At 42.9% G+C, this 19,825-nt stretch carries 18 protein-coding genes; 11 read left to right on the forward strand and 7 right to left on the reverse strand.

Translation table 11 applies throughout. The annotated features are described in order from the left end of the window. Nucleotides 1–4 precede the first annotated feature (4 nt). From JOE49_RS10060 to JOE49_RS10085, 6 genes are all read left to right on the forward strand, one after another. Nucleotides 5–1,621 carry a type I restriction-modification system subunit M gene (locus JOE49_RS10060; RefSeq protein WP_209941003.1) on the forward strand — a complete coding sequence of 539 codons (1,617 nt, stop codon included), beginning with the start codon at nt 5–7 and terminating at the stop codon, nt 1,619–1,621. 904 nt (nt 1,622–2,525) lie between these two features. Further along, nucleotides 2,526–2,774: an N-6 DNA methylase gene (locus JOE49_RS10065; RefSeq protein ID WP_348635897.1), complete on the forward strand. Its 249-nt coding sequence runs from the start codon at nt 2,526–2,528 to the stop codon at nt 2,772–2,774. Between the two features lie 360 nt (nt 2,775–3,134). Beyond that, the gene (locus JOE49_RS10070; protein WP_209941004.1) at nt 3,135–4,124 is read left to right on the forward strand and encodes a tRNA dihydrouridine synthase; all 990 of its coding nucleotides are present in this window, start codon (nt 3,135–3,137) and stop codon (nt 4,122–4,124) included. Nucleotides 4,125–4,178: 54 nt separating this feature from the next. Continuing rightward, nucleotides 4,179–4,748 (forward strand): SF0329 family protein, encoded by a 570-nt coding sequence (locus tag JOE49_RS10075; protein ID WP_209941005.1) that lies wholly within the window; start codon nt 4,179–4,181, stop codon nt 4,746–4,748. A gap of 306 nt (nt 4,749–5,054) precedes the next feature. Then, nucleotides 5,055–5,642 (forward strand): TetR/AcrR family transcriptional regulator, encoded by a 588-nt coding sequence (locus JOE49_RS10080; RefSeq protein ID WP_348635852.1) that lies wholly within the window; start codon nt 5,055–5,057, stop codon nt 5,640–5,642. A gap of 136 nt (nt 5,643–5,778) precedes the next feature. After that, on the forward strand, nt 5,779–7,101 hold the full coding sequence (locus JOE49_RS10085) for a metal-dependent hydrolase family protein (protein ID WP_209941007.1): 1,323 nt from the start codon (nt 5,779–5,781) through the stop codon (nt 7,099–7,101). A 2-nt stretch (nt 7,102–7,103) separates the two neighbouring features. Here the strand turns inward: JOE49_RS10085 and JOE49_RS10090 are convergent, their stop codons facing one another. Then, the gene (locus JOE49_RS10090) at nt 7,104–8,045 is read right to left on the reverse strand and encodes an AraC family transcriptional regulator (RefSeq protein WP_160789630.1); all 942 of its coding nucleotides are present in this window, start codon (nt 8,043–8,045) and stop codon (nt 7,104–7,106) included. Between the two features lie 317 nt (nt 8,046–8,362). Between JOE49_RS10090 and JOE49_RS10095 the strand changes: the two genes are divergently transcribed. From JOE49_RS10095 to JOE49_RS10105, 3 genes are all read left to right on the forward strand, one after another. Then, nucleotides 8,363–9,382 (forward strand): glycoside hydrolase family 88/105 protein, encoded by a 1,020-nt coding sequence (locus JOE49_RS10095; protein WP_160789631.1) that lies wholly within the window; start codon nt 8,363–8,365, stop codon nt 9,380–9,382. A gap of 12 nt (nt 9,383–9,394) precedes the next feature. Then, nucleotides 9,395–11,569 carry a 1,3-beta-galactosyl-N-acetylhexosamine phosphorylase gene (gnpA, locus tag JOE49_RS10100; RefSeq protein ID WP_160789632.1) on the forward strand — a complete coding sequence of 725 codons (2,175 nt, stop codon included), beginning with the start codon at nt 9,395–9,397 and terminating at the stop codon, nt 11,567–11,569. A 159-nt stretch (nt 11,570–11,728) separates the two neighbouring features. Continuing rightward, nucleotides 11,729–12,100: a hypothetical protein gene (locus tag JOE49_RS10105; protein ID WP_226887842.1), complete on the forward strand. Its 372-nt coding sequence runs from the start codon at nt 11,729–11,731 to the stop codon at nt 12,098–12,100. A 92-nt stretch (nt 12,101–12,192) separates the two neighbouring features. On the opposite strand, the gene JOE49_RS10110 is transcribed toward JOE49_RS10105, so the two are convergent. Beyond that, complete coding sequence (locus JOE49_RS10110) at nt 12,193–13,131, reverse strand: helix-turn-helix transcriptional regulator (RefSeq protein WP_160789633.1); 939 nt, start codon at nt 13,129–13,131, stop codon at nt 12,193–12,195. 112 nt (nt 13,132–13,243) lie between these two features. Here JOE49_RS10110 and JOE49_RS10115 point away from each other — a divergent pair, with 112 nt between their 5' ends. Together JOE49_RS10115 and JOE49_RS10120 are read left to right on the forward strand one after the other, a co-directional pair. After that, on the forward strand, nt 13,244–13,690 hold the full coding sequence (locus JOE49_RS10115; protein ID WP_160789634.1) for a VOC family protein: 447 nt from the start codon (nt 13,244–13,246) through the stop codon (nt 13,688–13,690). Nucleotides 13,691–13,797: 107 nt separating this feature from the next. Next, on the forward strand, nt 13,798–15,276 hold the full coding sequence (locus tag JOE49_RS10120) for a protein adenylyltransferase SelO (protein WP_160789635.1): 1,479 nt from the start codon (nt 13,798–13,800) through the stop codon (nt 15,274–15,276). A 104-nt stretch (nt 15,277–15,380) separates the two neighbouring features. Here JOE49_RS10120 and JOE49_RS10125 read toward each other — a convergent pair whose 3' ends face one another. The 5 genes from JOE49_RS10125 to JOE49_RS10145 are packed head-to-tail and all read right to left on the reverse strand — an operon-like array spanning nt 15,381 to nt 19,697. Next, on the reverse strand, nt 15,381–15,797 hold the full coding sequence (locus JOE49_RS10125; protein WP_209941008.1) for a DUF4280 domain-containing protein: 417 nt from the start codon (nt 15,795–15,797) through the stop codon (nt 15,381–15,383). A 5-nt stretch (nt 15,798–15,802) separates the two neighbouring features. After that, nucleotides 15,803–16,333 (reverse strand): hypothetical protein, encoded by a 531-nt coding sequence (locus JOE49_RS10130; RefSeq protein ID WP_023987107.1) that lies wholly within the window; start codon nt 16,331–16,333, stop codon nt 15,803–15,805. Continuing rightward, on the reverse strand, nt 16,330–17,592 hold the full coding sequence (locus tag JOE49_RS10135) for a pentapeptide repeat-containing protein (RefSeq protein WP_160789104.1): 1,263 nt from the start codon (nt 17,590–17,592) through the stop codon (nt 16,330–16,332). Before JOE49_RS10135 ends, JOE49_RS10130 begins: the two co-directional genes overlap by 4 nt. 12 nt (nt 17,593–17,604) lie before the next feature. After that, the gene (locus JOE49_RS10140) at nt 17,605–19,020 is read right to left on the reverse strand and encodes a phage baseplate assembly protein V (protein WP_023987109.1); all 1,416 of its coding nucleotides are present in this window, start codon (nt 19,018–19,020) and stop codon (nt 17,605–17,607) included. After that, nucleotides 19,017–19,697 (reverse strand): hypothetical protein, encoded by a 681-nt coding sequence (locus JOE49_RS10145; protein ID WP_209941009.1) that lies wholly within the window; start codon nt 19,695–19,697, stop codon nt 19,017–19,019. The genes JOE49_RS10140 and JOE49_RS10145 overlap by 4 nt, the downstream gene beginning before the upstream one ends. Nucleotides 19,698–19,825 lie beyond the last annotated feature (128 nt).

Genomic DNA, 19,825 nt, shown 5'->3' on the forward strand with positions numbered 1-19,825 from the left:
ACAAATGAGTAATGCAACAGATATTACATCGAAGCTATGGGGAATGGCTAACAAACTGCGCGGGACAATGGATGCAAGTGAGTATAAAAACTATATTTTGCCATTTATGTTCTATCGCTACTTATCAGAAAATCAAGATGAATACTTGAAAGCCAATGATCTAGAAGAGTTCTACGAAGTAACAGATGACACTGACAAAGAAGATTACCTTGAAGAAATCAGTAAAGGTATCGGATATGCGATTGACCCAGCCTACACCTGGGATAAAATCGTATCAAAAATTGAAAATCACAGAATCAAAGCTAGTGATTTTCAAGATATGTTTGACTCGTTCAATACGAATGCCAAACGTAACGCAGTCGCAGAAGCGGACTTTGCTAACGTATTCTCAGATGTTAACCTCGGGGACACACGTCTTGGCTCAAATACAAATGAACGTGCGAAGGCTTTGAATGATATCGTTTTGATGATTAACGAATTTGCTTTCAAAGATGATTCAGGACGTGACATTTTGGGTGACGTGTACGAGTATTTGATAGGGCAATTTGCTGCCAATGCTGGTAAAAAAGGCGGGGAATTCTATACACCTCATGAGGTTAGTCAACTACTGGCAAGAATCGTCACGGTTGATGCAGCTGATAGTGACAATCAATTCCGTGTATATGACCCTACAATGGGATCAGGTTCACTTCTTTTGACAGTTCAAAAAGAATTGCCAAATGGTAATGAAGAAGGAAGCGTTGAGTTTTACGGTCAAGAGTTAAATACGACAACTTATAACTTGGCTCGCATGAACTTGATGATGCATGGGGTAAATTATCGCAATATGGAGTTGAAACGCGCAGACACTCTTGATGCTGACTGGCCATTCGCAGAAAAAGATGGCACACAAATTCCTTTGAAGTTCGACGCTGTCGTATCAAACCCCCCATATTCTCAGAATTGGGATACAAAAGACGTTGATCGAGAAAAAGATACACGTTTCAAGGGTTATGGTGTAGCACCTGCATCTAAGGCAGATTATGCCTTTGTTCTTCATGGACTGTACCATTTAGATAAAGCTGGAACAATGGCTATCGTGTTACCGCATGGGGTACTCTTCCGCGGTGCATCTGAACGTAAAATTCGTAAAAATATTATCGACAACAATCTGTTAGATGCTGTTATTGGGTTGCCAGCTAACTTGTTCTATGGCGCAAGCATCCCAACATGTGTGCTGGTGTTCAAAGGTCGTGAAGCTCGGAAAAGTAAAGATATTTTGTTTATCGATGCTTCAAATGAGTTCGAAAAAGGTAAGAACCAAAACAAACTCTCTGCTGAGAATATTAACAAAATTACTAAAACTTACTGTGACCGTGAAAATGTTGAGAAATATGCTCATGTAGCATCTTTGGAAGAAATCAAAGAAAATGATTACAATTTAAACATTTCACGTTATGTCGACACGTTTGAAGAAGAAGTAGGTATTTCACTTTCACAAGTGGCTCAAGAGTTGGCAGAAGTTAGAGCAGAAATTGTGAATTCATATGATATCTTGAATGGGTTATTGAATGAGTTGCAGGGGACAACTGATGAATCCAATAAAGAACTGAGCAAATTTATCAGTCTTTTAGGTAAATAATAGTAATAGAAAAGAGCTAAGGAGAATTTAAACCTTGGCTCTTTTCACGAGCGCGTGGGAACAGTGTATGAAAATAAACATTGCTTCTTCACCGTAAATAGGTTGCAGATCAACCGCTCCCCATTCGTATGCGGCTCTCTACTGGGAGCCGCTTTTGATTTTTACTAGGGAAGTGGAACAAATCGGTCGGGAAGTGGCATCGGCTGACTGCTAAAAATAGCGATAGAACGCTAAATTTCCTTCTTCTGTTTGGGGCTAATAAAATAAATAGGTATACCTATAAAAAGGAGCACTCGCTTCTCTTTAGATTGGCTGAATAAGAAAGGGCATTTAATAAATCAATAGCTGTACTTCAAGACTGAGAGTGTACTGATTGGAAGTAGTGCTAGCCCGCACATTGTATTGTAGAGTTGGAACTTCGCGCCGGAAGTCGCTTGCATGCGGAAAGCCTTGATGGATAAGGTTTTTCTCTGTTTCTGCTCCGTAGTCGTTCAGTCGCAGTTGCGCTAAAACTCCGCTCTCTTCTTCCCTCGCGCCAAGGCTTCTATCATATATCAGGTGTTGAACTTTTGATTTTTTTGTCATACAATTTTGGAAGTCCGAGAAGGAAAAAGGTCTGAAGTGGCAAGGTTTAGCGGCATTATGGTGTATATTTTGATGTGCAGTACCCCGTGGTTGTCAATCGTAGAGAGAAAACACGAGTTAATTGTAATCGGCAGGATCGTAAATGACCACGACTCACATCAGTTGATGTTTGAAGGGCAAAAACAAGCAAATGTCTCATATTTTCATGGAGCCTGCCCCAAAATGCCGGTTCAGAAGCCTGAATTCCCTATGAAAACAGCTTTTCCCGACGGGTATTTTTAGTTGCAAAAATCGCCCCCGATTCGGAACTGATAAAAACATCAATAAGATTATCGAAACGTACCGAAATCGTGTAGATGTTGATAAATATGCTCACGTGGCACCACTTGAAGAAATCAAAGCAAATGAGTTTAACTTAAATATTCCTCGCTACGTGGATACGTTTGAAGAAGAGCAAGTCATTGACCTTGCCGAAGTGAGTAAGCTTTTAGAACAAGATAAACAAGAAATCGCTGAACTTGAAGCCAAAATCAATGAACAGCTGAAAATTTTGGGTATTCATGTGTAGAAATTGATGAAAAGGGTCAAGGATATTATTCCTCGGCTCTTTTTTTAAGCCATTCGCTTGGGAACGGCGTAGGCTGGGGGAAGTTATGCCGTGCAGTATTTCTATGAACTGCGGTGCAGTACGTTATAGAAGATGGCAAGGAGGGGCGGCGCTCTTCCTTTTTTTGCGAGTCTTTTGGGGAGTATGCTCCTCTATTGAGTATGATATACTCATTTAGATGTCTATGCTTAACATATACGGCCGTCTGAACTACGTTGCTTAAACATGTTATATATGAAGAAGAAGCAAGGACATGAACAGGTTAGCTTTACCATTTTGGGACCAAAGATTTGTCCTGGTATTTATAGAGGAGTTTTTGATATGACGAATAATTTTTGGTGTGATTTGCCACGACCTTTTTTTATACTGGCACCGATGGAAGATGTGACGGATGTTGTGTTTCGCCATGTCGTAAGTGAAGCAGCCAGACCAGATGTGTTTTTTACGGAGTTTGCGAATACAGAGAGTTATTTTCACCCGGAGGGGAACAAAAGTGTACGCGGGCGTTTGACTTTTACAGCGGATGAACAGCCCATGGTGGCCCATATCTGGGGAGATAAGCCAGAATACTTTCGTGAAATGAGCATTGGTATGGCGAAAGAAGGCTTCAAAGGCATCGATATTAATATGGGTTGTCCCGTAGCGAATGTAGCCCAGAATGGGAAGGGAAGCGGCCTGATCTGCCGTCCCGAAATCGCAGCGGATATTATCCAAGCCGCGAAAGCCGGGGGATTGCCCGTGAGTGTAAAAACAAGGCTCGGTTTCACTGCCGTAGACGAATGGCGCGACTGGTTGACCCATATTTTGAAACAAGACATTGTAAATTTATCCATTCATCTGCGGACAAGAGAGGAAATGAGCAAAGTAGACGCTCACTGGGAACTGATTCCGGAGATTAAGAAACTTCGTGATGAGGTAGCACCAGATACACTGCTGACCATTAACGGAGATATTCCGGACCGTCTGACCGGCTTGAAGCTTGCTGAGCAATATGGAGTGGATGGCATTATGATTGGGCGTGGTATTTTCCAGAATCCATTTGCGTTTGAGAAGGAGCCGAAGGAACACAGCAGTGAGGAATTGCTTGAACTGCTGCGGCTTCATCTAGATCTCCATGATCATTATTCAGCGCAGGAGCCACGTTCGTTCAGCCCTCTTGCCCGCTTCTTCAAAATATATGTCCGTGGATTCCGAGGGGCAAGTGAACTCAGAAACAGCTTAATGAACGCCAAATCAACAAGTGAAGTGCGTACATTGCTTGATGAGTTTGGAAGCAAGGATCATGATGAGGTAGAGGAACGTGGAAATTAAATTGCCAAGTTGAGGGGCGGGCTGTTAGTAGGCATTGAAAACATAGGAGGGTATATGTCCTGGAGTAAATTGAAGCAACAACTGGAGAGCTTCCGCTGTCCTGTGTTAGATGGAAGAGTCGAATACCGAGCTACCAGTTACCGTTATTTACCTGATAAGTCTGGAATTTGTTATATAACTGTAGATAAGAAGAACATACTCAATATGAATGATATCACTAGTCCAATCAAATGGTATCAGACGGAGTTGGAGATCAAGAATGATCCAGATATCCAAGTTCCTATCAGCAATGAAGAAATTGAAGCGGTCAGAAAAGATACTAATGGGAACGTTCCGGAGGATCGTCTACAAGTAATTGCAAGAAGTAGAAAAATATCAGAGCATGCAAAGGAGCTTTTGTCAGCACAGGCCTCATTAAGCAAGTCTAATTTTAATGTTGTAGCTAATAAGTTTTTAACTACTTCTATAGAGGACAGCTTAGAGAGTAATGATATCTTATTGAATATTCTAGCTTTAGTGGACAGACGAGTTGGAAAAAAGCGAATATTAAACATGACCGAGAAGATGAAGTTAAAGCATCCCATTGTTCAGTATTTTTATGAGTTACGGCGCAGTACGTTATGAAAATAAATAACTTTCAATGATGAGGACACATCGTGTCAGGGTTGTTCTCACTGAAAACATGAATAAGGACTTGAAAGAAATCGGGGAAAAAAGTTGAGTGGAAAACGGGACAAACCCGCTTCCGTCATGTCTTTTCCCTGTTTTTTTATATTGGGCTATGCAATGGAATTATCACCTATCGTAACTGTCAAAGTTTCTGTTGTTTTGCTCCGGTTTGACAATTCTAAGCCACCCAACTACACTAAAAATGAATGATTTATTCATTATTGAATGAGGGTGTTCATCATACAGGCGAAAAAAGATGAAGTGAAAAAAGAAATTGAATCCGCCGCTTTAAAGGTATTTTTTCGAAAAGGCTTTGTAGATGCCAAAATGAGCGATATTGCGGACGAAATCCAAATTTCTGTCGGAAATATTTATACTTATTTTAAAAATAAAAAGGAGTTATTTTATTCGGTTGTTCCGCCGTCTTTAGTAGATTATTTGAAGAATGTGTTAGTGGAAAGCATTTATATCGATAACCAGACTTTTTTTGAAGAAACCCATAACGAAAAAAAATCGGCCATTGTTCAGGAGCAAATCAACCTACTAACTCAATATAGCATGCAGATCGTCATTATTTTCGAAAAAAATAAAGGCACGATTTACAGCAATGCAAAAAACGAACTGGTCGATCTGATGATTGAAACCAAGAAGCCCTATTTGAAAAACACTTATAAAAGGTATGAAATCGGAACTGATGAGAATATGATTTTGCTGAACATCATCGCCAATAATGTCATCCATATGACTTTGGATTTATTGAAGAGGGATATGAGTGCCGATAGCCGGAAACGGATTTTTGAGGCACTTAGCCTATACAGGCTGCATGGACTAAAAGGCTTGAATGAATAATGTCGACAAGTAGGAGGATATTTTCGGGACGGTCCATCATTTTTCTGGCATTAAGGCTGTCCCTATATTTTTTTATTCCAAAAATGAATAGATAATTCATTATTAAACAGCATGAGCGCAGCAGGAGGGAGAAACGATGGGAACAGGTTATGCACTTAAGAACTGCAATGTGATTTATGGAGACGCGAAAAAAGACGTTGAAAAAATGATGACGATTTTAATTCACGAAGACGGGCTGATTCAGGAGATCGGGAAGACAAGCGATTTGTCTATCCCCAGCCATTATCAAACGATCGATGTAGCGGGGAAATATGTGATGCCTGGCCTCATTAATGCGCACGTCCATCTTTTTGCAGATGGAAAGCCATTTACGCTGTCTGCAAGCGAAGGGCTGCTGAATTTTGCATTCCATCATATTTTGGATACGAGGCTGGGCCGAAGTGTGTTAAAAAAACGGGTGAAGAAAAATGCACTGACGGCACTGCATTCCGGTGTAACCACGATGCGCAGCGTCGGCGAGTTTTTTTATACTGATGTACAGCTTCGAGATGAAATTAATACAAACCGGTTTGTTGGCCCCAATCTTTTGGTGTCCGGGTATTTCCTGAGCGTAACGGGTGGTCATGGGGCACCCTATTTGGCTTTGATCGGCGATTCGCCATGGGAAGCGAGAAAAAATGTAAGGCTCAATGTGAAAAACGGAGTAGATATAATCAAAATATGCGTGACTGGCGGGGTTACCGATGCCAACATGGTCGGTGAAGCAGGCCGCTTGCAAATGACGGAGGAAGAGGTTGCCGCCATCTGCGAGGAAGCCCATAAAATCGGTATGCGTGTAGCGGCCCATGTGGAAAGTACCGAAGGCGTAAGAATCGCGCTAAAGGGCGGGGTGGATACCATTGAACACGGTGCGGAGATGGATGAGGAGATCATAAGTCTGTACAAAAACAATCCTAGGGCATTAAAGGGCTATACCGCCTTGATTCCTACGATGCAGGCTGCGTATCCCACTGCGAAGTTGGACACGAGCCTAACGAAGGTGAATGAGACTGTTAAGGAAAATTCCCGGCTTGTGTACGATTCTATGCTGAAGGGGCTACGACAGGCTGTGGAACATCATATCAAAATTGGGGTTGGAACGGATGCCGCAATGTCCTACGTCACCCACTATGATATTTGGCGGGAACTGGACCACTTTATGAGACAAACGAAACTGAACGCGAGTCAGGCCATCGAACGGGTAACAAAATCTAATGCGGAGATCTTAGGCATTGATCACCTTACAGGGAGCATTGATATCGGAAAACAGGCGGATTTAATCGTGATGGAGCAAAACCCTTTGGACAACATAAAAGCTTTGTCGGATGTAGCTATGGTCATGGTCAAAGGCAACCTTATACAAACACCATCGGTGGCCAGAATTCGAGAAGTGGACGAGCTGCTTGATTCCGTTTGGTAAAATCAAACCCACCCCGTAAACTCCAGTATAGACGCTTTCGCGGATTGGGCTTCGGATTGCGCCCCTTTACGCCATTCTTTTGGCGGCTTTCCCATAAGCCTGGAGAAGCAACGGTTGAAGCTGGAAATGGAATGAAAACCGACTTGTTCGGAGATCGAAAGAATAGAATCTTCCGTGCTTTTTAACTGCTTGCAAGCCTCTTCGATTCGGGTGCTGTTTAGGAAATCGAGAGGCGACGTCCCCATAATTTCATGGAATTTTCTTCGAAAATGAGTTGTACTTAAATGGCACAGGTCGGCCAAAAAATCCATAGTAATGGGGTTCATATAGTTTTTCGTGATGTACTCCAGAACCGGAGAAATGACAAAATCGCTTTTCAGGCTATGCTCTGTTTCTTGATCTGCCAACAGTTCATTCCTGGAATGAATTCTAAGGAGTTCTATGTAAAGGGATAGCAATAAGCCGTAGGCACTTTCCTGATAGTAAGGATTCTGCTGTTTTAATTCCTCTACGATTGAAGTCGCAAGTGTATAAACCTTGGGATGTTGCTCCTTATTCAATATACAGTTCGTTCCCTTCACCACCCACAAATTTGGCTCGAAGTTGCTGTAAGCACTTTTAAATGAATGTTGAAAGAGGTCCTCTGGCGAAAAAAAGATATAAGACCAAAGACTGGCTGTATTTGGCGAACTATACGTGGTATGAGGAAGATACCTGGGGATGAAGGTCACATCGCCCGCTTTGAAGGGTACAGATTCTCCTTTGATCTCCATGGTACCGCTATCTGAATAGCATATACCAATCTCCAAATGGTTATGGAAATGGAGATGCTCACTTTTAATATCTGAAATCTTCCAACGCTCACCGCTTAATAGCAAGACAGGGAAATTTATAGGCAAGCTGTAGTGCCGATATTCTATAACGGGCTTCTTTTTTCTGGGCATATTCAATACCCCCATGACTTTGATTTTAACCAGCAGATATACATCAGGATTTTGCAAAATTCGATTCCAATCGCTCCAAGGTGCAATATATAGACGAACTAGACCATTTCGATCTATATACTGTTTATTGGAAGTCGCTTATTGGATTTTTGCAAAATCATCACATAAATGATTGGAATTGCACAGTTTTGTTGCGAATATGCTTAGATGGAGACTATTTTACTGCGTACAATGGAGTAAGTAAAGCGTTTTCAAAACGGCGACAAACAGCTCTCAAGCGCCTTTGGGGGCGTGTGCGCTAGGAGAGGGGAATAAAGATGCTTCAATTGAATTGTGACAAGGAAGAGATATTAAAAGTTATCGACAAAGTCGTCAGAAAAACAATGGCGATGGATTTGACGTGGGACTGGCCTTGCGGTGTGGCTTATTATGGTGTATCCACGGCCTATACAAAAACAGGAAATAAAGACTATTTGAATATGCTTGTGCAATGGGCAGATGAATATATCGAGCTGGGGCTGCCGCACTGGACGGTAAACACATGTGCCATGGGTCATATGCTGATCACATTGTATGAAGAAACAGGGGACCAAAAATATTGGGATATTGCGATGAGCAAGGTGGATTATATTCGGAACCATGCTCTTAGGTTCGGAGGCAATGTTCTGCAACATACGGTATCCGTTGCTAATGATTTTCCAGAACAGGCATGGGCGGACACATTGTTTATGGCGGCATTTTTTCTGCTCCGTGTAGGAACCAAATTAAAGGATGAGGAAATGATCCAGGACGCCTTAAATCAATATTACTGGCATATCAAATACCTGCAAGACCCTAGTAGCGGTTTCTGGTACCATGGCTACAATAATGTCAAGCAGGATCACATGTCCGGATTTTTCTGGGGGAGAGCGAATGCTTGGGGAGCCTATACCATGTCGCAAGTTAAAATTCATTTGAAGGACTGGTATTTATATCCGCAGTGCATGGACGTAGAGTGTTCGCTTCGGGATCAACTGGCGGCACTAAAGGGTGTTCAAACGGAGAACGGCCTATGGCGGACGGTACTGGATGACGAGGAGTCCTACGAGGAGGTGTCTGCATCTTGCGGAATCGCGGCAGCCATGATCAATAACGGCAATCCGCTGCATACCAAATACGTGCAAAAGACATTGGACGGCATCTTGAACCATATTAGCGAGGACGGACGGGTACTAGGTGTGTCGGGCGGCACAGCGGTTATGAAAGATCGGGATGGGTATCGCAATATTCCAAAAGACTGGATTCAGGGCTGGGGACAAGGCTTGGCGTTGGCTTTTCTATCCGATATGTTGAATTAGGAGGGATCGAAGTTGTCTAAACAAACAACGGGGGCCTTTACACTACCGGGAGAATCTGGTTATGAGGCGCTGACCCTAAAATTAGCTGAACGGTGGGGTGCCGATGTCATTCGTGATAGTGACGGCACGCAATTGTCCGACGAGATTATTAACGCTGGGTACGGCATATATTCGACAATCTGTATCATCAGAGATCATAACGAGTGGGCGTCCCACAATCTTGACAAGCTGCAGCAGTGTTTTTTAATTACAAATCCGAAGGTAGCTGTACAAGATTATATATCCATCTATCTGATGGAGGATTTTTTTGCTGAACAATTCAAAGTGAATGATTCCAAAGAGGCATTTAACTACTGGCAGGTTTTTGACAGAACGACTGGGGAGGAAGTTCCAAGAGAACAGTGGAATTATGAAAGGGAATCCGGAAATGTGGTCATTACCGGAATTGTTCCTTGGCATAAATACACGGTAAGCTTCATGGCCTACCGGATCTGGGAAGAGATTTCCATGTACAATCACACAACGAATCATTGGGACAAAGAGCATTTGATGCAGATAGATCCCATCTATGTAGAAACGCAAAAGTATCTGCTGGATTGGATGGAAAATTGGTGTCTCCATCATAAGGAAACCACGGTTGTTCGGTTTACCTCCTTATTTTATAATTTCGCCTGGATCTGGGGTAGTAATGAGCGCAATCGCCATCTGTTCTCTGACTGGGGTTCATATGATTTTACGGTAAGTTCAAGAGCGCTTGATCTGTTTGCCAAGAAATACGGGTATTCGATGACTGCCGAGGATTTTGTGAATGGCGGGAAATACCGCGTCAGTCATATCCCGGCTGAGCAGCGCAAGCTGGATTGGATGGAATTTATCAATGATTTTGTAATCGAATTTGGCAAGAAATTAATTGACATTGTGCATAGGCACGACAAGCTGGCCTATGTTTTCTATGATGACAGTTGGGTTGGTATGGAGCCTTACAATGACCGTTTTCAAGAGTTTGGATTTGACGGGTTGATTAAATGTGTGTTCTCAGGTTACGAGGCGAGACTTTGCTCAGGTGTAAAAGTGAATACACATGAGATTCGGCTGCATCCATACTTATTTCCGGTTGGTTTAGGCGGGCTTCCTACCTTTATGGAAGGGGGGAACCCCACGCTGGATGCCAAAAAGTATTGGATTAATATTCGGCGCGCCTTGCTGCGGGAGCCTATTGACCGAATTGGACTGGGCGGATATTTGCACCTTGTAGAGCCTTACCCGGATTTTTGCGATTACATCGAAAAGATTGCCAATGAATTCAGAGAAATTAAGGAACTGCACCATGAAGGCAAGCCCTATCACATGAAGACGAAGGTAGCTATTCTGCATAGTTGGGGAAAATTGAGATCGTGGACATTGTCCGGACATTTCCATGAAACATATATGCATGATTTGGTTCATGTCAATGAGGCTTTATCCGGATTGCCGATTGAAGTGAAATTCATTGATTTTGAAGATATCCGTCAGGGAATTCTACAGGATTGTGATGTAGTGATCAATGCCGGCTCTGCTGGTTCAGCATGGAGTGGTGGGGAGTACTGGAATGACAACAAGTGTGTGGACTTACTGACCCAATGGGTTTATGAGGGGGGGACCTTTATTGGCATCAACCAGCCTTCTGCGGTCGAAGGCCACGACAGCTTTTTCAGAATGGCACATGTTCTTGGACTGGATGAGGATACAGGTTCCAGAGTAGGTCATGGAAGATGGGCATACGAGGTTAGGGATGAGCATGGTTTGGTGCCTGAAGGAGCCAGTATAACGCCAAAGAATAGCATTTATCTTACCGATGGGTCAGCTGCGGTAGTGGAAGAAACGAGTGGTATGATAACACTGTCTACTCATGCCTTCGGTAAAGGAAAGGGGATATACCTTCCTTCTTTCGAATTCAGCTGGGAAAACACAAGGTTGCTGCTGAATTTGATTCGCTTTGCAGGCAATGAGTTACATGAAACGAAGTACATTACGGATAACCTATATACAGAGTGTGCTTATTATCCAGAAAGTAAAATGTTGGTTGTTATTAACAATAGCGATCAACTTCAAAGAACGACGATTGATACGGAATATGGCAAACAAACCATGGAATTAGAACCGTATGACACCATGATCACCCATATCGGCTTAACAAAATCGGTATAGGAACGGAAAATATGAGAAGTAGCGGTATCAAGCCCTCCTTTATTTTAAGGAAGGGCTTTTTGTTTCAGCACCTCCAGAAAATCAAGCCAATTTACCGGGGATTTTGTCCATTCAAAAGTATCTACTCCATCATTAACTATAAGTAAAACAATTAAGGAGATGATTTCTTTGAGAAAGGCAACCTTAATGAAAATTAAAAAAACAGAAGCAAAGTTGGGAAAAAAACTGAAAAAAAATAGTCACGTGATTATGAATCTTAAAAAAGCCATTCGTGTAACTCAACTTGGAGATGGGTTCGCACGATTCACTTTCGCACCGATCACTATTTCTCCTAATAGCTTTAGAAGCACTACGATTAACGGTAACGCCTACAATCTGATTAGCGGTGCATGGACTTTCTCTGGAAATGAACAAGGGTTTCTTCTCAATAATTATTCCGCGGCCGAAGACAGATGGGTATTTACTGCATGGAATCCAACTGGATTCACAAGAACGGTATCCTATGCTGTTATCGCCAAACGGAAGCCATGATTCAAATGTCATAGCTAGTAAAGAAAAGGAGCTTGCAGGTTCCTTTTCTTTACTAGAATGTAGAGAAAATTTTGAACAAACCTTCGATGATCTTATAATTTTTGATAGTGGTTTAAGAGGTGCTCAACTCTATCTTTAATAATCTGTTTTAAAGATTCAGGCTTCACTGATCGTACATAATGACCATATCTCATAAAATATTGAGCTATAAATTCTTCTTCTCCTGGATTATAAAATCCCTTAATGACTGTCTTATCACCATTTTCTATTTTCATAGAAGGATAATGTTCTTTATAAAAAATATCCTTGGCTTGTTCTACAATCTCTACTTCAAAGTCAATGCTCTTCTCAGCTTGATACATTTCTAATGAACGACTAAGGAGTTCATCTATAGAAAAGCGAGAATTGTTCTCCTCTTCTTCTACAAAGGTGATTCGATCACATCTGAAAACTCTATATTTATTCGTATGTAACTCTATTCCAGTAGCATACCATTGACCAAACTTAGCAGAAATTTTGAAAAATTGAACATAGTAACTTTTTTTCTGATTATTTTTTACATATTTAACTTTACAGGTGCTCTCATTAAGAATGCTTGTTAGAATTTTATCTAAATAACGACTAACATGATTATGCTGATATATTTCAAATTGTAAAACCTTTTTCATTTTATGAATCTGGTTTAGTTGTATTTTAGAAAGACAGTGTTCAAACTTTTCATTGAGTTTATTAACACTTAAATGAAAGGGGGTGGATTGATAAGCTTCTAACGTCAACATTGCAAAGTACAGAGCATATACCTCATCCATTGTAAAAATAATGGGGGATAACAATCTATTTTTTAAGATACCATATCGTCCATGTCTGCCATGTTCCGAAAAAATAGGCATACCTAATTGTTCTAATGAATTAATATCACGTAGAGCTGTACTTTTTGAAATATGGTATTTATCCATTAGGTCATTTAAATTAAAGAACTCTCGACTGTTTAAGTATCTGATCATGTCATTTAATCTTTCCGATTTCTTCATCTAAATCTCCTTATAAAGGTGTCATGTTTTGATACCTTTTTATATGATAATAAGTTCAAGGGAATATTTCAAATTCATAAGATATCTACACATATAAAAGGAGATTGATACCATGAGTACAACACTGGAAGTAGCTATTTTCTTATCCATGAACGGAAAGGCAAAAGAAGCTATACATTTTTACAAAAAACACTTCAACGCAAAGGAATTGTTTCTTGTTACCTATCAAGACATGGCCCAACGTGACAGCTCCATACAGCTTACTGATGAAAATAAAAATTATATTTCTCATTCTGTCTTAACCATCGGAAAAACAAAGATAATGATAGCAGAAGATACAATGAATCCCGGTGAAAAATATACAGTAGGGAATAATACTTCATTATGTATTCAAAGTGCTGACCTAGAAGAAATTAAACGTTTTTATAATAGCTTAATTACAGATGATCGAGTGAAAATTATTGTGCCATTATCTAATAATATGTTTAGCCAAGCCTACGGTATTATTGAAGACCCATTCGGTATTCAAATACAATTAATGTTTGATAATCGATTATAATAAAAAAGCATATTCTATGTTCCATGTTTCATAATTGGATAATAAATGGGCAGAAGTAAAAACTAAAATGGGAAAACCTAAGATACCGCAGCAGAAAAGGAGACACTATGACGGAGAAAAAAGAAATAGCAGATAAAATAGGGTGGAACTTCGACAACAGTTACTCTCGTTTGCCGGAATCATTGTTTACAAAGCTCAACCTAACTCCTGTCCGCTCACCAAAGCTGATCATTCTTAATCATCCGTTGGCAGCATCACTGGGGTTGAACGGCACGGCGCTGCAAGGGAATGATGGCGTAGCGGAGCTGGCCGGCAACCAGGTTCCTGAAGGGGCTATGCCTCTTGCTCAAGCTTACGCAGGGCATCAATTCGGGCATTTTAACATGTTAGGAGACGGACGTGCTCTGCTGCTTGGCGAACAGATCAATCCCTTGGGTGAACGGGTTGATATTCAGCTCAAGGGCTCAGGCAGAACGCCATACTCCCGTGGTGGTGACGGTCGTGCGGCACTTGGTCCGATGCTTCGCGAATACATCATCAGTGAGGCGATGCATGCGCTAGGTATTGCTACCACCCGCAGCTTGGCGGTCGTATCCACGGGTGAGTCGATCATCCGGGAAACCGAGCAGCCCGGAGCCATTCTGACCCGTGTGGCTGCCAGTCATCTTCGCGTCGGAACCTTTCAATACGTCTCAGCATGGGGCACGTCTCAAGATCTCCGTGCTCTGGCTGATTATACATTGGAAAGACACTACCCGGAAGTTGCCAATGACGAAAACCGTTACCTTTCACTGCTTCAGGAAGTGATTAAGCGTCAGGCCGAGCTGATTGCCAAATGGCAGCTAGTTGGTTTTATTCACGGGGTGATGAACACCGACAATATGACCCTTAGCGGAGAAACCATTGATTATGGTCCTTGCGCCTTCATGGATACCTATAATCCTGAGACGGTGTTCAGTTCCATCGATAGGCAGGGCCGCTATGCTTATGCCAATCAGCCGCATATTGCTGCGTGGAATCTCGCGAGATTTGCTGAGACGCTCTTGCCACTGCTGCATGACAACAGGGAGCAGGCTGTCACACTGGCTGAGGATGCAATTTCAGATTTTGTAAAAATGTTCCATCATCATTGGCTTGCAGGAATGCGGGCGAAGCTAGGGATCTTTAACGAAGAGCAGGAGGATGAATCTCTTATTGAGGAGCTTCTGAGTATCATGCAGAAGCATCGTGCCGACTACACCAATACCTTCCGTGCCCTAACTTTGAACAAGCTGGAAGATACGGTTCTGTTCAGCGCTGCGGAATTCACCCAGTGGTACGAGCAGTGGCAGGCGAGGCTGGGCAGACAGCAGGAATCACAAGCCTCCTCGTATCAGCTGATGCGCAGCAGCAATCCTGCAATTATTCCACGCAACCACCGGGTAGAAGAAGCACTGGAAGCTGCGGTGGAACGAGAAGACTACCGTGTGATGGAGCGGCTTCTTGAAGTTCTTTCGAACCCTTATGCCTACTCTACCGAACAGGAAATTTACTCTACATTGCCTGAGGAATCCACCCGTCCTTACCGAACCTTTTGCGGTACCTGATGTGGAGCGAACGATTTGAAGATAACCTATATCATGCGTTGGTGGAGAAGATAGCCAATCTCTCACCAACGCATTTTGTTTTTATAGTGGTAGGTTGCGACTGATTAATCCAGTTCCTGACCGTCATTTTCGATCTGTATGTGTCCGCAATAAAGACATTGATGCGTACAGTTCTGCGTAAGAGCAGGCTGGCCTTCGATGCGCATGTCGCTTTTTCCGTTCAGCCAAGGCATCGTAAGGACAGGAATACACGGTGCCTTTTTCACCCCATAAATATCGACCATCTCACTGGCTTGCACAGCCGGATTCAGCGGACTGGAGCAATTCCCAAAAGATTTTATGTTCACTCCGGGCACATAATCTCCAATATTCATCTGAGCTTTATTTTTGACAAACACCCCATGGCTAAAAGGGCGCTTCAAACGCGTGGGCTGTGTACCGTAACTACAGCTTAAAATCGCACCTGCCACGACATAGCTTTTTTTCGCACCTGTTCCAGGCTGCACAATTGCTTCTTCCATACGGATTATTCCTCCTTTGTGGCCATCTCCACTTTTTGCACACGAACACCTGTAAATGGACGACGCAGCAGACTTTCCGCTACCGCGAGATTGATATAGATATGTGCTTCCAACAAGCCGGCAATCCGAAATATAGAGGATTCGATTTTCCCGTGTTTAAGTACCAGCTGCTTCAAGGTGTGGTCGGGATACCACTCGGTTTGTGAGGAAAGACAATCCACCACAGGTGGACGCAGTATCCAGTACACATCCTGCCTGGCTTTCTGAAAATCGGTAAGTATAGCGGCCTTCCATTCCAGCTCCGGCATATATTTTTCCAACAGGGCTTTCATGGAGTCTGAAACCAGTGGCAAAGGGAACTCCAGAAAATCCGGATATACGGTTCGTGGATCTGTATGTACTGCTAAAAACAGGGGAGTGTCCTCCGCCTGAAGGGTATGACCCGAAAGGATATCCTCCACCTGCAAGGGAGACAGGGGCGCAGTCTCCACCCGATGCTTTACGCGCTCGTCCACCATGAGTCGGTAATACCTCATGACATCCACTCTCCTTTACTCACTGCATCTGTTATCTGTGTAGCCAGGGGCGCTTCTATAGCAGCAAGGCCAATGGCTTCACTTAGTTGGTCATCTGTAAAGCTTACCCGGTGTAGTTTTGCTCCTGTAAAATTAGCGTTTACTAAACATGCACCTATAAACGAAGCGTCAGTAACATCGGCTCCTACAAAGCAGGCACCTGTTAGATCCGCGCTGTTAAATAAAGCTCTTTGCAGCGCGGCATCTTGGAAAGTAGCTCCTTGAAGCTGTGCATGTTGAAAACTAGCTCCCTGTAAATTAGCTCTTGTAAAATTCACTCCATCCAATCCTAACGGTTCCCAATCCAGCCAAGCATCCGATCCATATTCGCTATTGCTTATCACTTCGTCCAGTACAGCCTCTTGCAGGGAACAGCCACTGAAATCGGCTCCATGAAGCAGGCTGTGCGAAAGGTCGGTTCCATCTAGCTGAGCTTCTTGCCATACCGTGCCTACGAGGATACAGTGATGCAATTGACTTTGTTGCATCCCGATCTGGCGAAAGACTGTATAGCGAAAATCCAAGGAACTGTAATTTCCATCCGACAGTTGAACTTGAGACAGTGCTTGGTAGCTGTAGGCCGATTCTTCTTTTTCCTCCAGCCAAGACTTTATTATGTTTGCATCCACGGGTCTTCGATCTTCCCGATACACGGAGACACTATGATCCATATACTCTCCGACGCGAATCTCAAAAGCTTCTTCACGATCCAACGCCTCAAACTCTGGTAGGTGGACTGCTTGCTTCATAGCCTGACGAACTAGACTAACGATCATCGTATGAAGATATCCCGCTGCTTCCAGCATGATCTGTTCCAATTCAAGTTCGGAAAGGGAGACTTGTTGCTTCAAAGTTTCAGCCCCAAGTTGTTCACGTAATTGAGTCCAATAGAGAAAAATCCAACTTGCATCGTACTCCAACTGAACGGGCTCAGCATCAAGCATCCATAAGGCATCCGTAGCTTCAACAAGATAAACGGGCTTCTGTTCAAGCCATGTGGTGCGCAGCATAGAGTAGGTGATGTAACCGATATGACCTTTACGACCTGTGAGTTGTTTTTGCCGAACCAGCTCACAAAAGGCGCGAAAATGTTCTACTATATGCTGTAATCTTTGTGTTTGTGTTGATTTACATTTCAACGCCCATTCTTTGCGAATGAAAGACCAAGCCTGATGAAGAGCCGTTTGTTGTTGATCTAACACATCTGTTTGCTTTTCCATGTCTAATCATCCTTAATTCGACTTCACTTCGCTGCCTTTCATATCCGCCGATCCGCTTAATTCAATATGACTACCATTACAATCCATACGGAGCTGACTACCTGCGGACAGACTCATCGTCTTCCCCGCAGACAGGCTGAGATTGCCTCCCGCCGTAATATTCACCTGTTTGCTGCTCGCAATATGAATGCCTTCTTTATCGTCCAGTTTGATATAAATAGCGCCGTCCTTACCTGTAACGACCAGTTCATCCGGTCCCAGTCGAATTTCCTTGCCATGCGGGGTACGCCATATTTTCATTTGCGGATTGGAAAAATGGTTATGCGTACTCTTGCGATCTGCCCTTCTCACGGCACTACCTGCAACGCCGTCTTCTTCCCGACTACCGGGGAAATAGAGGGAAACTGAATCGCCTTTTTCTGGCATGACATACCAGCCGGTATGGCCACCGCCACTGTACACAGTAGAATAGTTGAACCAGTGTGCTTGGTTTGTGTCCTGTTGTTCATCACAATCCAGATGAATGCGCACCTGATCCTGACGTACGTCCAGCACAATACCGCTTAATGAGGCTCCTGCCAGCTTATCCTGGTAGTAGCTTTTTTGCCGAAATCCTTGGTAAGAACCCAACACATACTGATGCCGCAGCAGTCCCTGACTCATGGCGGTGTAGGCTTCCATCACATATAGGTTATGCCCCTGAAAATTCAACTGAGCGCCCAAGTCGAGTACCTCATCCGTTTCTACCTCATAAAAAATAAAATCGTGTTCACTCAGCTTGGTTTGCTCATTCTCCTGAAAATAACGAAAAGGAAGCAATTGCTTACGTACGGTATAACGGGTATGATCCAGTATCGCCTGTGCAGGGCTGTCCTCAATACCAAAATAAAATTTGGGACTATCAAAACGGGCTACAGGCATCAGACTCGTATGATAACGAGAGGCTATGCGTCTTAAAAACGCCCAGTCTGTCTCCTGATACTGAATGGCAAGCCGTCCGATGGCTTCTCCGCTGGTAGCCCCGTCGATCACATCCAGTCCTTCATAGTCCTTACCTATGTGCTCCAGCATTTGAGGAATCGTCATTTTCGTATACTGAAAAGAACGAGTACGCTGCTTCATGTCCATCCGGTAAGTATGGGAAATAGCTTCCACCTCCAGATAGTACACACCTCGCACGACTTTTACCTCGACCGAGAGGGCAATCCCACTAAATAGCGGTTTGCTTGCGCCAGATTCATCTTGTTGACTGACTTCAATGATGGTATTTTTTTCTGTCGTTTCCACATAACTGTCTTGCAAGTCTTCGGGGATAATACCTGTAAAATAAAGCCGAGTATGCTCGTTAATTTTTTTCGTTAAGGTAAGCTCCTCCAGATCAATTTGTTCATAAGGGTGAATTTGAATTTGATCGTATCCCAGACTCATGTTGTAGTCATTCCTTTCTCATTTGTACAATAGGCAGGGGGTGGAAGGACAGAAAGGGATTGAGCCCAGTATTCTGCTACAGGTAACCAGACTTCAAGATCTGCCTCCAGACAGCTAAAGGAACCTATGACAACTCGTCCATTGTGGATGAAGAGCAGCATTTCGTTGTATAGATTACCGTCGATCCCCGCCGCCACAAAACGAATCTGCCCAACTGAAAGTCCAGAACAGTTGGTGACCATTTCGGTACCTAACCAGTTGCGAATCGGTTGTACAGACCGTAAAATATCCGCCATTTGCTCTACAAAATCAGGCAGTTCTTCCGCTTCCAGAGCGGTATCTGTAGGATTAAAAGTGATATTGATGGTCTCCTCAGATGAGGTATAAATGACCTTTGGTCGATGCTCTGAAGGATATTTGATTATAGCTTGCTCCATTGGCATAGGAGTGAAGGACTTGGGGATGTAGAAACCAATCTCTCCGTGTAGTATTGTAATGGGCTCCAACGTGAGATAATCATTTTCAACATGAAGTAGCTTTGTTTCTTCAAACATGGAACCGTCCAGTTCCGATTTCTGGGTTTGAGCTTGGATGGATTTCACATTATCGTTATTAGCTGTCTTCTGATCCACCATTTTAGCTTTGAGGCTAAGTATATGCTCGTCTAGATAGTTCATAGAAAGCCCCCTTTTAGAAAAATACACGTTTGTACTTGAATATGTAAAGATGGGAGGAGATATTTAAGTACAGAACCAACATATGTATTTATCGGTTAAAAGAGAGATTTAGTTTACAAAATGAACCA

It is taken from the genome of Paenibacillus sp. PvR133, from assembly GCF_017833155.1.
Taxonomy (GTDB): Bacteria; Bacillota; Bacilli; order Paenibacillales; family Paenibacillaceae; genus Paenibacillus; species Paenibacillus polymyxa_B.

Coding starts and splice junctions, on each gene's coding strand:
- JOE49_RS10110 (WP_160789633.1), bottom strand. CDS start 13,131: ATGAAGAAATCGGAAAGATTAAATGACATGATCAGATACTTAAACAGT.
- JOE49_RS10130 (WP_023987107.1), bottom strand. CDS start 16,333: ATGAGGTATTACCGACTCATGGTGGACGAGCGCGTAAAGCATCGGGTG.
- JOE49_RS10060 (WP_209941003.1), top strand. CDS start 5: ATGAGTAATGCAACAGATATTACATCGAAGCTATGGGGAATGGCTAAC.
- JOE49_RS10120 (WP_160789635.1), top strand. CDS start 13,798: ATGACGGAGAAAAAAGAAATAGCAGATAAAATAGGGTGGAACTTCGAC.
- JOE49_RS10105 (WP_226887842.1), top strand. CDS start 11,729: ATGATTTCTTTGAGAAAGGCAACCTTAATGAAAATTAAAAAAACAGAA.
- JOE49_RS10115 (WP_160789634.1), top strand. CDS start 13,244: ATGAGTACAACACTGGAAGTAGCTATTTTCTTATCCATGAACGGAAAG.
- JOE49_RS10145 (WP_209941009.1), bottom strand. CDS start 19,697: ATGAACTATCTAGACGAGCATATACTTAGCCTCAAAGCTAAAATGGTG.
- JOE49_RS10095 (WP_160789631.1), top strand. CDS start 8,363: ATGCTTCAATTGAATTGTGACAAGGAAGAGATATTAAAAGTTATCGAC.
- JOE49_RS10135 (WP_160789104.1), bottom strand. CDS start 17,592: ATGGAAAAGCAAACAGATGTGTTAGATCAACAACAAACGGCTCTTCAT.
- JOE49_RS10140 (WP_023987109.1), bottom strand. CDS start 19,020: ATGAGTCTGGGATACGATCAAATTCAAATTCACCCTTATGAACAAATT.
- JOE49_RS10070 (WP_209941004.1), top strand. CDS start 3,135: ATGACGAATAATTTTTGGTGTGATTTGCCACGACCTTTTTTTATACTG.
- JOE49_RS10125 (WP_209941008.1), bottom strand. CDS start 15,797: ATGGAAGAAGCAATTGTGCAGCCTGGAACAGGTGCGAAAAAAAGCTAT.
- JOE49_RS10090 (WP_160789630.1), bottom strand. CDS start 8,045: ATGCCCAGAAAAAAGAAGCCCGTTATAGAATATCGGCACTACAGCTTG.
- JOE49_RS10075 (WP_209941005.1), top strand. CDS start 4,179: ATGTCCTGGAGTAAATTGAAGCAACAACTGGAGAGCTTCCGCTGTCCT.
- JOE49_RS10085 (WP_209941007.1), top strand. CDS start 5,779: ATGGGAACAGGTTATGCACTTAAGAACTGCAATGTGATTTATGGAGAC.